General features: G+C 40.0%; 15 protein-coding genes. 5 read left to right on the top strand and 10 right to left on the bottom strand.

The window, feature by feature from the left end:
* Positions 1–240: 240 nt before the first annotated feature.
* Entirely contained in the window at positions 241–840 is a 600-nt protein-coding gene (gene ribA, locus GWI59_RS01335) for a GTP cyclohydrolase II (RefSeq protein ID WP_109400383.1), read from the bottom strand.
* A gap of 285 nt (positions 841–1,125) precedes the next feature.
* On the opposite strand from ribA, the gene pgpB reads away from it, so the two are divergent.
* The 5 genes from pgpB (at position 1,126) to yciH (ending at position 4,596) form a co-directional block, all read left to right on the top strand.
* Positions 1,126–1,833 carry a phosphatidylglycerophosphatase B gene (gene pgpB / locus GWI59_RS01330; RefSeq protein WP_006536945.1) on the top strand — a complete coding sequence of 236 codons (708 nt, stop codon included), beginning with the start codon at positions 1,126–1,128 and terminating at the stop codon, positions 1,831–1,833.
* Between the two features lie 159 nt (positions 1,834–1,992).
* Positions 1,993–2,310, top strand: a complete 318-nt coding sequence (locus GWI59_RS01325) for a LapA family protein (protein WP_072063882.1) — start codon at positions 1,993–1,995, stop codon at positions 2,308–2,310.
* A gap of 12 nt (positions 2,311–2,322) precedes the next feature.
* Positions 2,323–3,492 carry a lipopolysaccharide assembly protein LapB gene (gene lapB / locus GWI59_RS01320; RefSeq protein WP_161669294.1) on the top strand — a complete coding sequence of 390 codons (1,170 nt, stop codon included), beginning with the start codon at positions 2,323–2,325 and terminating at the stop codon, positions 3,490–3,492.
* 45 nt (positions 3,493–3,537) lie between these two features.
* Positions 3,538–4,272 (top strand): orotidine-5'-phosphate decarboxylase, encoded by a 735-nt coding sequence (gene pyrF, locus GWI59_RS01315; RefSeq protein ID WP_161723843.1) that lies wholly within the window; start codon positions 3,538–3,540, stop codon positions 4,270–4,272.
* Positions 4,273–4,596 (top strand): stress response translation initiation inhibitor YciH, encoded by a 324-nt coding sequence (gene yciH, locus GWI59_RS01310; RefSeq protein ID WP_161671558.1) that lies wholly within the window; start codon positions 4,273–4,275, stop codon positions 4,594–4,596.
* Positions 4,597–4,729: 133 nt separating this feature from the next.
* On the opposite strand, the gene GWI59_RS01305 is transcribed toward yciH, so the two are convergent.
* From GWI59_RS01305 to rsxA, 9 genes are all read right to left on the bottom strand, one after another.
* On the bottom strand, positions 4,730–5,278 hold the full coding sequence (locus GWI59_RS01305) for an RNA 2'-phosphotransferase (RefSeq protein WP_109400385.1): 549 nt from the start codon (positions 5,276–5,278) through the stop codon (positions 4,730–4,732).
* 185 nt (positions 5,279–5,463) lie between these two features.
* Positions 5,464–7,410, bottom strand: coding sequence for an exoribonuclease II (locus GWI59_RS01300; RefSeq protein WP_006536939.1), 1,947 nt, complete (start codon positions 7,408–7,410; stop codon positions 5,464–5,466).
* A 114-nt stretch (positions 7,411–7,524) separates the two neighbouring features.
* Entirely contained in the window at positions 7,525–8,163 is a 639-nt protein-coding gene (gene nth / locus GWI59_RS01295) for an endonuclease III (RefSeq protein ID WP_006536938.1), read from the bottom strand.
* 12 nt (positions 8,164–8,175) lie between these two features.
* The gene (locus GWI59_RS01290) at positions 8,176–8,880 is read right to left on the bottom strand and encodes an electron transport complex subunit E (protein WP_072063886.1); all 705 of its coding nucleotides are present in this window, start codon (positions 8,878–8,880) and stop codon (positions 8,176–8,178) included.
* Position 8,881: 1 nt separating this feature from the next.
* Positions 8,882–9,508: an electron transport complex subunit RsxG gene (gene rsxG / locus GWI59_RS01285; protein WP_109400387.1), complete on the bottom strand. Its 627-nt coding sequence runs from the start codon at positions 9,506–9,508 to the stop codon at positions 8,882–8,884.
* A gap of 17 nt (positions 9,509–9,525) precedes the next feature.
* Entirely contained in the window at positions 9,526–10,602 is a 1,077-nt protein-coding gene (gene rsxD / locus GWI59_RS01280; protein ID WP_161671557.1) for an electron transport complex subunit RsxD, read from the bottom strand.
* Between the two features lie 6 nt (positions 10,603–10,608).
* Positions 10,609–12,777, bottom strand: coding sequence for an electron transport complex subunit RsxC (gene rsxC / locus GWI59_RS01275; RefSeq protein WP_161723841.1), 2,169 nt, complete (start codon positions 12,775–12,777; stop codon positions 10,609–10,611).
* Complete coding sequence (gene rsxB / locus GWI59_RS01270; RefSeq protein ID WP_006536931.1) at positions 12,770–13,396, bottom strand: electron transport complex subunit RsxB; 627 nt, start codon at positions 13,394–13,396, stop codon at positions 12,770–12,772. Before rsxB ends, rsxC begins: the two co-directional genes overlap by 8 nt.
* Complete coding sequence (gene rsxA / locus GWI59_RS01265) at positions 13,396–13,977, bottom strand: electron transport complex subunit RsxA (RefSeq protein WP_006536930.1); 582 nt, start codon at positions 13,975–13,977, stop codon at positions 13,396–13,398. The genes rsxB and rsxA overlap by 1 nt, the downstream gene beginning before the upstream one ends.
* Between the last annotated feature and the right edge of the window lie 59 nt (positions 13,978–14,036).

The following is a 14,036-nucleotide window of genomic DNA, read 5'->3' as shown; positions in this document are numbered from 1 at the left end:
GTAATATAGGTGTAAGGCGAGTTTCACTCTCAATAAAAAATACCATCTTTCTGTTTTAAATAGAATACATACTAAAATTTAACTATTAAATTTTTTATTAGTAATAATAAAAGCTTTAATTAATAAAAAGGACATTTTATGAAATATAAGTTTACTAATTAATAGAATAAAAGGAATAAATAAAAAATCCGAGCGCTTAGACTCGGATTTGAAAAGAATTAATGCTGTGTTGTTGCTGTATTATTGCACTTTCTTAAATAAAAGATGGCCCATTTTATCGGCTTTAGTATCAAGATAATGTGCATTACTTGGATTACGTCCGACGATCAAAGGAACTCTTTCAATAACATTAATCCCTGCCGCTTTCATTATTTCAATTTTCTTCGGATTATTGGTTAATAATCGAACTTCATGAACACCTAATAGGTTATACATATCAGCACAAAGGGTAAAATCACGTTCATCAGCTTTAAAACCTAACTCGAGGTTTGCTTCAACGGTATCTAATCCTTTATCTTGTAACGCATAAGCACGTATTTTATTTAGTAATCCAATATTTCGCCCTTCTTGGCGATGATAAAGTAATACGCCCCGACCTGTTTTGCTTATTTGTGAAAGTGCGGCTTCAAGTTGGAAACCACAATCACAACGTAGGCTAAATAAAGCATCACCCGTTAAACATTCTGAATGAATACGAGATAATACAGGCTCGGAGCCTGAAATATCGCCATAAACAAGGGCGACATGATCTTTACCTGTTGCGATTTCTTCAAAACCAACCATTAAAAACTCACCAAAAGGAGTAGGTAGTTTTGCTTCTGCGATACGTCTTAATTTCATTATTTTTTGACTCATAATTTCAGGTGAAACTCTCGTTCAAGTTCAAGATTATACACTTTATAACGAGAACAAAGAGAAATAAAACACTGAAATACTTCCATGTCTGATAGGCAAGGAAATTGGATAACACACACTTATAAATTCACACCAATACAAATTATCAGATTTTGCACCTTCTTGCATAATGATTTATTGCTAAACTTGCATCGTTTATACTGATAATCTTTAGCTGTAAGTGGAAGATAACATTTGTATTTGAGAAGGGACAATATATTGAGTAAGCAAATGGCAAAGTTGATTCTATTAGGTAGTATGTTGCTCTTAATCATACCAAGTGCCGTGTTGATATTGGGTTGGAAATGGCAACCTACTGATCACCCTTTCGGTGGCATAAGTACATTATGGATAGCAGATAGTGCTGCGAAACCTTGGGGAGCTGTGACGGTTATTATTTTTTTAGCGTTGCTCTTTATCGCTTTGAAATTAAAACGTAACCATTTTATTCAATTGGCAGTGATAATTATTATTACATTATCTATTGGCCAATTAATTAAGGTTGCGGTTAAAAATACAGTAAAAGAACCTCGTCCTTATGTTGTTTGGGTCAGTGAAAATTTACACATTACACCAGAGGCTTTTTATCAAGTATCAAGACCTGAGCGAGAACAATTACTCCAAAATGGATTAGTTAATTCATCGGTGATCCCTGAATGGCAACTTCAATATTGGAAAGCTGAGACGGGTTATGCTTTTCCGTCTGGTCATAGTTTATTTTCAGCCACACTCGCATTATTTGTTTTTGTCCTTTTTATGTTGCGTCGTCATTATTTTTTAGCGTCACTCGGGTTATTATGGGGGATAGATGTCACGGTAGGGCGTATTGTATTAGGAATGCACTGGGCATCTGATGTGATTGTCGGTATTCTTATTAGCACAGTGCTGGTTTGGTGTGCATTTAAGGTGATTGAGCGACGTTTATTGCTCAAATCCTGACGATAGCCCTTATTTTTGAGATACAGAATGTCTTTTTCGATATTTATGTGAAAAAATATACGAAAATCAGATGATTCTAAGAAATGACTTTCTTTGTGCGCAGTGAAAATGCTACCTTTATCTGTCTACTAAAGAAAAGAGAATAAAAAAGGAAATAATGTGAAAAAAGTCCTACTTTTTATTTTGGTTATTCTTGTTCTTGCCATCGTGGTGATTGCCATGACTTTAGGCTCAAATAACGATCAGGTAGTCACATTTAATTACCTTATTGCTCAAGGTGAATATCGTATTTCTACCTTGTTAGCGATCCTGTTTGGTGTGGGCTTTGTACTTGGTTGGATTGTAAGTGGTGTTTTTTATCTACGTGTACGCTTATCACTAGGCCGAGCAAAGCGTAAAATTAAACGTCTTGAAAGCGCCCAAACAAAACAAGAAAGCCAAGAAAGTCGCCCAACGGTTGCTTCCGCTACGAAATAAGGACGATAGCTGATGCTAGAATTGCTGTTTCTGTTATTACCTGTCGCGGCGGCTTACGGCTGGTATATGGGGCGTCGCGGCGCTCAACAGGACAAACAGCAGAATGCCGATCGCCTGTCACGTGAGTATGTGGCGGGTGTTAACTTTTTACTCTCTGATCAACAAGATAAAGCCGTTGATCTTTTCCTCGAAATGCTTAAAGAAGATAGTTCAGCTTTTGAAGCTCATCTTACTTTAGGTAATCTTTTTCGCTCTCGTGGCGAAGTCGAACGAGCTATTCGTATCCACCAATCGTTAATGGAGAGTGCTGCGCTTTCCTTTGATCAACGTCTACTTGCTGTTCAACAGTTAGGGCGTGACTATGTGGCGGCGGGTGTTTACGATCGAGCTGAAAATATGTTTCAGCAACTTATTGATGAACAAGAATTTCGCCAAAGTGCTCTACAATCCTTGTTGGCTATTTATCAGTTAACCAGTGATTGGGGAAAAGCGATAGAGACGGCTGAAAAATTAGTTAAATTAGGTCAGCATGAATTAAAAGAACAAATTTCACATTTTTATTGTGAATTGGCACTTCAAGAAATGAGCAGTGATAATCTTGATAGCGCGATTAATTTGTTGCAAAAAGCAGGGCAAATGGATCCTTTTTGTGCCCGTGTTTCAATTATGTATGGTCGTATTTATATTGCTCGTGATGATAAACAAAAAGCTATTGATGTTTTAATGAAAGTTATTGAGCAAGATAAAGAGATGGTCAGTGAAACCTTACCTATGCTTTTTGAATGTTTCCAAGCTCAAGGTGATACTTCTCGTTGGGAAGCTTATTTACGTCAATGTGTAGATAGTAATTGTGGTGCAATTGCGGAGCTTTACCTTGCAGACATTATTGAAGCTAAAGAAGGTATTGAAGCGGCTCAGTTATACATTAATCGTCAATTAGAACGTCATCCAACCATGCGTCTATTCTATCGTTTAATGCGTTACCATTTAGCTGAAGCGGAAGAAGGACGTGCCAAAGAGAGCCTTATCTTATTGCGCTATATGGTGGGTGAACAAATTCGCACAAAACCAGATTATCGATGTCATAAATGTGGTTTTACCTCTCATGCATTATATTGGCATTGTCCATCCTGTCGTTCATGGGATACCGTTAAACCTATTCGCGGTTTAGATGGTCAGTGATGATGTCACTTTTTTAATAGTCTCTTTATAAATAAAGGCCCTAAGATGTCATTTCATTGTGATAAAAAATCGCCCGAGCTTACCTGCGCGCCCGTTATTGTGGCACTAGACTATGAAGACCAAAAAAGTGCATTAGATTTTGCACAGCGTATTGATCCCTCATCTTGTCGTTTAAAAATTGGTAAAGAGATGTTTACCCGTTTTGGACCTCAATTTGTGACTCAATTACAAAAAGAAGGGTTTGATATTTTCTTAGATTTAAAATTTCATGATATTCCCAATACCGTTGCAAGAGCAGTTGCAGCGGCGGCTGATTTAGGTATATGGATGGTCAATGTACACGCGAGTGGTGGAAGTCGTATGATGCGTGCGGCTAAAGAGAGTCTAGCAGCCTTTGGTAAAGATGCGCCACTTTTAACAGCAGTGACTGTACTTACCAGTATGGATCAATCTGATTTGATTGAATTGGGAATAACATTGACGCCTGCAGAACAAGCAGAGCGCTTGGCATTACTGACAAAATCTTGTGGTCTTGATGGTGTTGTCTGTTCTGCTCATGAGGCAACGCGTTTTAAACAAGTTTGTGGTGATGATTTCTTATTAGTGACTCCAGGTATTCGCCCTGCAGGAAGTGATGTTGGCGATCAGCGTCGCGTCATGACACCAGAACAAGCCATTGTAGCAGGGGTTGATTATATGGTGATTGGACGTCCTATTACACGTAGTGATAATCCTCTTGAAACATTGCAACAAATTAATCGTTCTATACAAGGTATGTAAATGGATAATAACTCTCGTTTGGTTTATTCCACAGATACAGGTCGCATAAAAGAAGAAGAACAAAAGCCAGTACGCCCTGCTGGTGATGGTATTGTGCGTATTCAACGCCAAACTAGTGGACGTAAAGGCAAAGGGGTTTGTGTTGTTTCAGGTATTGATCTGGATGATGCAGAGTTAGTCAAACTAGCGGCTGAATTGAAGAAAAAATGTGGCTGTGGTGGTAGTGTCAAAGACGGTTTAATTGAGATCCAAGGCGATAAGCGTGATTTAATTAAATCGCTATTAGAAGCCAAAGGAATGAAAGTTAAACTTGCTGGTGGCTGATTTATAGTATGGAAGAAGATAAGAAAGGCTCTAAAATTACGATCACAGGTTATTCTGATTAATTATTAGTAAAACAGCGAGTTCATCAATAATATCATAGGTGACATTGTCACCTATTTTTTTGCATTTCATTCTATTCATTCTCATCGATTTTTAGATATTTAGCTGGTACTGAAAGTGTTAGCCAAACACCATTATCTGCTTGATAAAATTCAAAACCTTCACTAAACATTTTTTCACTATCCACCGTTAAAACAACGGCTTTTCCATGACGATTGCCGACATTCACGGCTGTTTTATAATCTTGTGAAAGGTGAACGTATTGACGACCATTTGGTATTAAGCCTTGATCAAAAATGCTGGTGATAAAGCGAGTAGCCGTGCCGTGATAAAGTATTTTAGGAGGAGTAATAGCTTGGTAATCAACCGTAGTCTTAAGAGAGTGTCCTTGAACGGCACGAATAAAAAGTCCATCTTCTGAGATAGCAAAACGCTTTTTATCATTGGTTTCTACAACGTCTTTAATTAACTTAAGGGTTAGTGGTGTTCCATTTTTCTGTGCTAATGAAATTAATGTTGATATTTCTCCCCAACCTTGATCATCTAATGTTAAACCAATACTTTCAGGGGCATGACGTAATATATAACTTAAAAAACGACTAATTTGTACTTTGTCTTTCATTAATTCAATCCATTCGTTATTTACTAAATTTATGGTCTGAGTGTTCTATTTTCTTAATACCATAAAAGATCCCTTTTTTATTCCCTTTAAACTTCTAGTGTTGTGTCTAGCAAAGATAAGGGGCATAAAAAAACTGATGGCTTAAAATGAACCATCAGTTTTATTGTATACCGACCACAGACTAATTAGATAGGGCGAGCAACGATATTACGTGTTTCCAGTTTTACATCTTCGATACGAACAGGAATGATATCATTGAGTTTATAAGCACTTTCGCCTTTCACAATCACTGTCCCCGTTTCTTGACTACATTGAATTTCATCACGCACAGCATGTAAGAAAGGAGCCGGAATAAAGGCGACCGCACCATTTTCAACTAAACGGACACGAACACCACCACGCGTAATATCAATAATTTCTGCATTAAATGATGTTTCAGTACCAGCAAAAGGTTTTAAGAAACGTGCATATAACCAATCACCCACATCACGCTCAGCCATACGATTAGCACGACGGCGTTCTGCAATACGAATACCATCTTCTTCTTGTGGCTTTTCAGCGGGTTCTTTGCTGATAATCGCTTTGAGTAAACGGTGATTTAAAATATCACTGTATTTACGAATTGGTGAAGTCCATGTTGCATAAGCTTCTAAACCTAAACCAAAGTGTGGGCCTGGCTCTGATTTGATTTCAGCAAAGTTTTGGTAACGACGAATACGACTATCAAGGAATTGATTCGGTTGGTTATCAAGTTCACGACGTAATTGGCAGAAGCCTTCAAGCGTTAATAAACGTTCAGATGTTGTTTCAATACCGTTATCTTTTAAGGTCTGTACAACTTGATCGATATAGAGTGGATCAAAACCAGTATGAACGTTATAAACACCAAAGCCTAAGTTTTTCGCCAGCACTTTAGCTGCACAGATATTGGCTGTGATCATTGCTTCTTCGACAATGCGGTTTGCGATACGACGTTTTTCTGCAACGATATCTAAAACATTACCGCCTTCATCAAGAATAAAACGGTAATCAGGACGTTCTTTAAAGACTAGAGCATGTTTTTCACGCCATTCATGACGTTTTTCACACATCTCTTTTAATAACATCACTTGCTCATGAACCATTTCATTTTCAGGTTGCCATTGTGAGTTTTCACCTTCTAGCCAATCTGAAATGTTGTCATAAACCAGTTTAGCTTTTGATTCTACCCATGCAGAATAGAAGTGAATGTCTTCATGTAATGCACCATCTTGTGCAATGCTGACTTGGCAGACTAATGCTGGGCGCTTTTCATTAGGACGTAATGAGCAAATGTTATCAGATAGCTCACGAGGTAACATTGGGATATTAAAGCCAGGCAGATAATTAGTCAGCGCGCGTTGTGCCGCAATTTTATCTAATTCGCTATTTGGCAGAATATAAGCCGTAGGATCGGCGATTGCGATAAATAGTGTTAATTGGCCGTTATCTTCTTTACGAATAAAGAGCGCGTCATCCATATCTTCTGTTGAGGCACTATCAATAGTGACAAAGGAGAGAGAAGTCAGATCTTCGCGAGGTAATGCGTCATGTAATGTTAGCGCTTCGTCACCCATTTCAGGGGCATCACGTTCAAGTTGATGACGCATTAAGGTCACCCACCAAGGTGCGAAGTGATCATCTTTATCCGTAATATAGTCAGTTATTTCTGCTTGAAAACCTTTATCACCTTTATTCAGTGGGTGGCGACGCATTACGGCAACTGCCCAATCTTGATCCACAAAGCTATGCGTTAAACCTTGAGCTGGACGGCAAGGGATCACATCTTTTAAAAGAGGATGGTCTGGGATTATCCACAGACGGTTATCACCTTCTTTTTTCTGAATACGGCCGACAAAACGTGTTAAGAAAGGTTCGACTAATTCTTCGGGTTCAACCGATTCTTTATCACCGTTTGTATGAACGGCAGCAATAACTCGGTCGCCGTGCATCACTTTTTTCATTTGCGGAGGGGGAATAAAATAGCTTTTCTGACCATCAACTTCAAGGAAGCCAAAGCCTTTATCTGTTCCCTTTACAAGGCCTTCCACGCGCGGTGTCTGGGCATGGAGTTGCTGTTTTAGCTGTGCAAGCAGCGGATTGTCTTGAAACATATTTTTCCGGAAAGTCGGCAGTTTTAATAATAAAAAGTGGGCAATAGTTTTATTCGATTGTATGTAGTGACGCAAGTAATATTGCATCAGAAAAACAGACAAATCGGTAAAAAATTATTCAGGATCTGTTTTTTCTTTAAATTCACACAGATCTTCAATAATACAAGAGCCACACCGTGGTTTTCGTGCAATACAGGTATAACGACCATGAAGAATAAGCCAATGGTGACAATCAACTTTAAATTCTGCCGGAACAACCTTTAACAGTTTTTGTTCTACTTCATTGACATTTTTACCGGGGGCGAAACCTGTGCGATTACTTACTCTAAAGATATGTGTATCGACAGCAATGGTTGGCCAACCAAATGCTGTGTTTAAAACGACATTTGCTGTTTTACGACCAACACCAGGTAAGGCTTCTAGGGCTTCTCTGTTTTCAGGAACTTCACTGTTATGTTTATCGACTAAGATTTGACAGGTCTTAATCACATTTTCAGCTTTAGTATTATAGAGGCCAATGGTTTTAATATATTCTTTAAGACCATCCACCCCTAAATTGAGTATCGCTTGTGGTGTATTGGCAACTGGATAAAGTTTAGCAGTTGCCTTATTGACACTCACATCGGTCGCTTGTGCAGAGAGTAACACGGAGATCAATAGTTCAAACGGAGAGTCAAATTTTAGCTCTGTCGTAGGTTGCGGATTGTTATCACGCAACCGAGTTAGAATTTCAATACGTTTTGCTTGATTCATTATGCTCACAAATTAATTTTTAACGATATGACTACCACAGCCTTGCTCTTTTTCGTAAGTTTTCGTTGTCAAAGCGCTGCGCTTTTTCTGTCTTTCATCGATAAGGTATTTTGCTGCCAACATAAAGCCTAAGCCGATAAAAGCACCTGGTGGCAAAATGGCGAGTAAGAAGGGTGAGTCTAAATGTATTATCTCAACTCTTAATACTTGAGCCCATTCGCCTAACAATAAATCTGCACCGTCAAATAATGTTCCGTTACCTAAAATTTCACGGATCGCGCCTAACACAAAGAGTGCGGCTGTTGCCCCTAATCCCATTGCTAAACCATCAATGGCAGAAGGAAAGACTTCATTTTTAGCAGCGAAGGCTTCAGCACGGCCAATAACAATACAGTTGGTGACTATTAATGGAATAAAGATCCCCAACGATTGGTATAAACCGTAGGCGTATGCGTTGATCAGTAATTGCACAGCACTGACGACAGACGCAATTATCATAACATAAATTGGGATACGAATTTCAGAGGGAACCCAACGACGTAAGCTAGAAACAGCCACATTGGTGCAAAATAGCACTAATGTTGTCGCAATACCTAAGCCTAAGGCGTTTGTTGCTGTGGAGGAAACCGCCAGCAAAGGGCATAGACCAAGTAATTGCACTAAGGCTGAGTTGTTTGTCCATAACCCTTGGGCAAAGAGCGTTTTGATGGAGTTCATATTAATTCGCCTCACAGACAGAGAGTGTATCGAGTTTCTCTGGTAATGATTGTATTAGCCATGCTGTGCGTTTTGATGAGTTAACGACAGCGCGGGGGGTGATTGTCGCACCTGTAAATTGATCAAAATCTCCGCCATCTTTTTTTACTGCCCAGTGTGGATCGTTTTCACTGGAAATGAATTTATTACTTAGCGTTGTGATCCAATCGGAAATGCGTGTCTCAATTTTATCACCCAGACCAGGCGTTTCGTTATGTGCGGTTACACGAACCCCTAGCACGTTGCCTTTAAAGTCAGCGCCAACAAGAAGCTCAATTGCACCTGAATAACCATCTGGGGCGGTAGATTCTAAGGCTGCTGCAACAGGTTTACCTTCTAAACGCGCAACATAAAGTTTATGAGGTTTTGAATTTCCCAATTCAGGGGCCGTAAGTAGATAACAATCTTTAGAAAGCTCATTGTCATACATTGCTTGAGGGATCACCTGATCCAATAATTTCTGTTTTTCTATAGCCACTTGTTCTGCAATGGTGTTTGCGGTTAAGTGGTATACCACAGCGGTTAAACCCGTAGTACAAGCTGCAAAGATAGCTAATGTGAGTCCATGGCGTTTTAAGATTTCGATCATCATTTTCTCCTTAGCAATTAATGGCCATAAACACGAGGGCGTGTATAGCTATCAATAAGAGGTACAGCAATATTGGCTAGTAATACAGAGAAGGCAACGGCATCTGGGTATCCGCCATAAACACGTATAACCCAAACTAATAAACCAATCATTCCCGCATAAATTAAACGACCTTTAGGTGTTGTTGAGGCGCTAACAGGATCAGTAGCAATAAAAAATGCACCTAACATTGTCGCTCCAGAGAAAATCTGTAATAACGGTTGTGAGTAACGAGTAGGGTCGATACCCCAGCTAATAACCGAACAAAGCGCTAATACAGAAATCATCGCAACAGGGATATGCCAGCTAATAATGCGTTTATAAAGTAGAACTAATCCACCAATTAAATAAGCGACATTCACCCATTGCCACCCAATGCCGGCAAATTCACCTTGTAAAATAGGTGTCGCTAAGACTTCATCAATAGAATGTGTGAGTAAGCCTGTTTTAAAACTATCTAGAGGTGTTGCTTGTGTAATGCCATCAACAGAGCGTCTCAAATCTTCAAGCGTTAAACCTGATGAGGTATGACCTGTAAAGAAGATACTTAAGCTGTCCATGACATTGTAAGAAACTGCTTGTAATTCAACAGGAGGCATCCACGATGTCATTTGTACTGGGAATGAGATCAGTAAAACTACATACCCTACCATTGCAGGGTTAAATGGATTTTGCCCTAAACCGCCATAAATATGTTTTGCGATAACAATCGCAACAAAAGTGCCTAAAACAATGATCCACCAAGGCGCTAAAGGTGGAATGCTAATGGCGAGTAATACGCCTGTCAGTAGTGCTGAATTGTCTTTCAGATAAAGTAAAGGATCTTCTTTTTTAAGCTTTACGCAGAGTGTTTCAGTGACAAGCGCCACAATAATAGCTAACACAATTTGGTAAATAGTGCCTAAGCCAAAGAAATAGATCTGGCTTAAGATCCCCGGCAGTGCTGCTAATGTTACCCATAGCATAACTTGGCTGGTGGATTGCTGATTATGCGTAAAAGGGGAACTCGAAATTTTTAATTTACTGTTGTTATTTTGTATCGGTCTAAATTTCATCTGTGATTAATCCAAGGTAACTTCTTCTTTAGCTCGACGTTGTTCGGCTTCTTTTTTTGCTTTTACTCTGGCAATAGCGGCGGCAACGGCAGCTTTACGTGGATCGACATCTTCGGCTTTAGCGCTTTCAACAGGCGCTTCAACGGCTGGCGTTGCTTGGGAGGCTTGTTCGGCTTCTTTTTTCGCTTTTACTCTAGCAATAGCAGCGGCAACGGCAGCTTTACGTGGATCGACATCTTCGGCTTTAGCGCTTTCAACAGGCGCTTCAACGGCTGGCATTGCTTGAGAGGCTTGTTCGGCTTCTTTTTTCGCTTTTACTCTGGCAATAGCGGCGGCAACAGCAGCTTTACGTGGATCGACATCTTCGGCTTTAGCGCTTTCAACAGGCGCTTCAACGGCTGGCGTTGTTTGGGAAACTTGCTGTGCTTTCTTTGCTTTCACACGAGCCAATGCAGCGGCAACGGCAGCTTTACGTGGATCAGCATCTTCACTCTTACTCGTTATACTCTCACTTGAGGTTTCTAGTGCCTTTTGCTGTGCTATTTTAGCCGCTTGTTTTGCTCTAACTTCTTCTTTACGTTTTTTACGTGCGGCAATAGCGGCTGCGTTATCCGGCTCTTCTCCCGCTTTAACAGAAATAATTTTCCCGATACTTTGTTTCGTTTTTACACGAGAAAGTGCTGATTGAACTTCACTGTGTTCTTTATCATCAAGTTTAACTGCCGCACGTTGATGCCTTGCTTCACGCTCAAGTTTTTCACGCTCCATACGTAATTTTTTGGCTTCAAAACGCGCTTTAGCTTCAGCTGCTCGTTTGGCTTCCGCATCAATTTCACGAATTTCAGCCTTTTCTTGGCGATAGTATTGAACTAACGGAATATTACTTGGGCAAACAAATGCACAAGCACCACATTCAATACAATCAAATAAATTATGTTGTTGTGCCTTCTCATGCTCTTTACCTTTACTAAACCAGTAAAGTTGTTGCGGTAATAAGCCACTAGGGCAAGCATCAACACAATGACCACAACGGATACAGGCTTCTTCAAGGTTATCTGTATCCATCTCTTCAACTGAAGGGATAAGTAGACAGTTGGTTATCTTAACTACAGGGGCATTTAAGTCGGGTAAGGTAAAGCCCATTAATGGCCCCCCCATAATCACCATTTGTTCAGAGCCAGCAACAAATCCCGCTTGTTTTAGCAATGAATAAATAGGGGTACCTAAACGCGCCCAAAAGTTACCTGGTGTTTTAGCACCATTACCAGTGACCGTGACAACACGCTCAATTAAAGGCTCATCATCAATAATGGCACGTTTGATGGCAACAACAGTACCGACGTTTTGCATCAAAACACCAATATCAGATGAACGACCACCTGATGGCACTTCTTTGCCTGTTAAGATTTTGGTGAGTTGTTTCGCACCACCTGATGGGTATTTTGTTGGGATAACACGAATGAAAATACGTTTTTCATCAGGTACTGCACTTAAGGCATGTTTTAATGACTCGATGGCTTCAGGCTTGTTATCTTCAATACCAATTAACACTTCATCGGGAGAGAGAAGGTGAATTAAGATCTGACACCCTGCAATCACTTCATCAGCATGCTCCTGCATTAAGCGATCGTCGGCAGTAATATATGGCTCACATTCTGCTGCATTGATGATAAGTGTTTTAATGAGATCGCCACCACCTTTTAATTTTGTGGCTGTTGGAAATCCAGCTCCACCTAATCCCGCTATACCCGCTTCATGAATACGAGTGAGTAAAACCTCTTTACTTTGTGATTGATAATCCACAAGAGGGAATTGTTCACGCCACTCATCTTTACCGTCAGATTGAATTCTTACTGCAATTTCAGGTAACCCAGAAGGGTGAGTACTTGGAAAAGGTTCTATTGCTGTAACTATACCAGAGATAGAGGCATGTACCGGTAATGTCCTGCCAACCCCTCTTGTTAACGGTTGACCTTTTAATACATGTTCGCCTACATTGACACAAAGTTGACCCGGTACACCTAAGTGCTGATGAATAGGAATAATGACTTCATCAGGTAATTGCGCTATACGCATTGGTGTACGACTTGACTGCAATTTCATTTCAGGAGGATGAATACCACCTTTAAAATCCCAGATTTTATCTTTTTTAAATAACGAAAAGAGATTAAACATGAGCGTTATCCTCCGTCTTTAATGACGGTTCATCTTCAGGTGTTTCTTCCGGCTCTGCTGGAATGTTTTTTACTGGGATGGTATTTAAATCCCATTTCCAATTTGAGGTTGTTACTTTGACGGGCACTAAGGTAATACAGTCAGTAGGGCAAGGAGGAACGCATAAGTCACATCCAGTACATAAGTCTTCAATAACCGTATGCATTGCGCGCGTTGCACCGACAATGGCATCAACAGGGCACGCTTGAATACACTTAGTGCATCCTATGCAATTATCTTCATCAATTAAGGCGACTTTTCTAATTGGATTTAACGCTTCTTCGTCACCATCAAGCGGTTGAGGATCAACACCCATCAATTCTGCGATTTTTAACATCACCTGTTCGCCGCCCGGTGCACAACGGTTAATCATTTCACCATTGTTTGCAACCGCGTCGGCATAAGGGCGACACCCCGGATGACCACATTGTCCGCATTGGCTTTGCGGTAATATCGCGTCAATTTTTTCAACAATAGGATCTTCTTCCACTTTGAAACGGCGAGCGGAATATCCCAAAATTAGCCCAAAGATAAGACCTAGCGCACCGAGTACGCCAATTGCTATCCATAAAGAATTCATTACAGTTTCACCAAACCACTAAAACCCATAAAGGCGAGAGACATTAAACCTGCGGTAATTAAACCAATTGAAGCACCTTTAAATGGCGCAGGGACATTTGCCACTGCTAATCTTTCTCTAATAGCGGCAAATAATACCATCACAAGAGAAAAACCTACTGCTGCACCAAAACCATAAACAGCCGACTGCATAAACGTGTGTGCTTGATTGATATTTAATAACGCAACGCCTAAGACAGCACAGTTTGTGGTAATTAAAGGTAAGAAGATCCCCAACAAACGATAGAGTGTCGGGCTTGTTTTTCTTACGACCATTTCAGTGAATTGTACAACTACTGCAATAACTAAAATAAAGCTCAGTGTGCGTAAATAAAGTAAGTCCAAAGGAACTAAAATAAAATTATCCATCAGCCAAGAACTAATCGAGGCGAGAGTCATAACAAAGGTCGTCGCAAATCCCATTCCAATCGCGGTTTCTAATTTTTTTGATACACCCATAAATGGGCATAAACCTAGGAATTTGACGAGTACAAAGTTATTCACCAATACGGTGCCGACGAATAGAAGCAAGTAATCAGTCATTGTTATGCCAAAATTGTTAAACAGAGAAACAAAAAGCCTCCTGAAATAAAGAGGCTAAA

Origin of the sequence: Proteus sp. G2673 (assembly GCF_009915125.1) — a bacterium.
Taxonomy (GTDB): domain Bacteria; phylum Pseudomonadota; class Gammaproteobacteria; order Enterobacterales; family Enterobacteriaceae; genus Proteus; species Proteus penneri.
Note: the sequence above shows the minus strand (reverse complement) of the source record. Positions and strands in the feature narration are given on the sequence as shown.

Coding starts and splice junctions, on each gene's coding strand:
- ribA (WP_109400383.1), bottom strand. CDS start 840: ATGAAATTAAGACGTATCGCAGAAGCAAAACTACCTACTCCTTTTGGT.
- pgpB (WP_006536945.1), top strand. CDS start 1,126: ATGGCAAAGTTGATTCTATTAGGTAGTATGTTGCTCTTAATCATACCA.
- lapB (WP_161669294.1), top strand. CDS start 2,323: ATGCTAGAATTGCTGTTTCTGTTATTACCTGTCGCGGCGGCTTACGGC.
- pyrF (WP_161723843.1), top strand. CDS start 3,538: ATGTCATTTCATTGTGATAAAAAATCGCCCGAGCTTACCTGCGCGCCC.
- yciH (WP_161671558.1), top strand. CDS start 4,273: ATGGATAATAACTCTCGTTTGGTTTATTCCACAGATACAGGTCGCATA.
- GWI59_RS01305 (WP_109400385.1), bottom strand. CDS start 5,278: ATGAAAGACAAAGTACAAATTAGTCGTTTTTTAAGTTATATATTACGT.
- GWI59_RS01300 (WP_006536939.1), bottom strand. CDS start 7,410: ATGTTTCAAGACAATCCGCTGCTTGCACAGCTAAAACAGCAACTCCAT.
- nth (WP_006536938.1), bottom strand. CDS start 8,163: ATGAATCAAGCAAAACGTATTGAAATTCTAACTCGGTTGCGTGATAAC.
- GWI59_RS01290 (WP_072063886.1), bottom strand. CDS start 8,880: ATGAACTCCATCAAAACGCTCTTTGCCCAAGGGTTATGGACAAACAAC.
- rsxG (WP_109400387.1), bottom strand. CDS start 9,508: ATGATCGAAATCTTAAAACGCCATGGACTCACATTAGCTATCTTTGCA.
- rsxD (WP_161671557.1), bottom strand. CDS start 10,602: ATGAAATTTAGACCGATACAAAATAACAACAGTAAATTAAAAATTTCG.
- rsxC (WP_161723841.1), bottom strand. CDS start 12,777: ATGTTTAATCTCTTTTCGTTATTTAAAAAAGATAAAATCTGGGATTTT.
- rsxB (WP_006536931.1), bottom strand. CDS start 13,396: ATGAATTCTTTATGGATAGCAATTGGCGTACTCGGTGCGCTAGGTCTT.
- rsxA (WP_006536930.1), bottom strand. CDS start 13,977: ATGACTGATTACTTGCTTCTATTCGTCGGCACCGTATTGGTGAATAAC.